This is a genomic window from Priestia sp. SIMBA_032 (assembly GCF_046535215.1).
Taxonomy (GTDB): Bacteria; Bacillota; Bacilli; order Bacillales; family Bacillaceae_H; genus Priestia; species Priestia aryabhattai.
Genome location: NZ_JAWRXD010000189.1, coordinates 1 through 398 on the forward strand (window position 1 = coordinate 1; position 398 = coordinate 398).

Annotated in this window: 1 pseudogene; it reads right to left on the reverse strand. The window is 66.8% G+C overall.

The window, feature by feature from the left end:
• A pseudogene (locus tag SB717_RS33945) lies at positions 1-398 on the reverse strand (hypothetical protein); the annotation flags it as partial.

Consider the following 398-nt stretch of genomic DNA (forward strand, 5'->3'; position numbering starts at 1 on the left):
CGATGAAGCCCGCCGCCGCGTCCGCGGGCGTGGTCCGCTCGAACAGCACGTCCTGCATGTATCGCAGCAGCACGGCGTCGACGTCCGAGGCGCCGTTCGGCACGATGGCGGGAGCCTCGCCGAGCAACGGAACGCGCGAATCCGAGTAGTCCACGGCCTTCGTCTCTTCCGGCGTCAGGTCGTCACCGATCACGTCGAGTGTCGTCGAGATCGCGGGCAGCCCGCGCTCGCTGCCGATGATCTTCACCGCCTCAGGGTCGTTGAGGAAGAAGTCGATCAACAGAGCCGCCTCCGCGGGGTGCTCGGACTGCGACGACACCGACCAGTACATGCCCGCCTTGAAGTAGTCGTAGTCGTCAACCCCTCCCTCGGTCGTCGGGATCGGGAGGAGCTCCAGG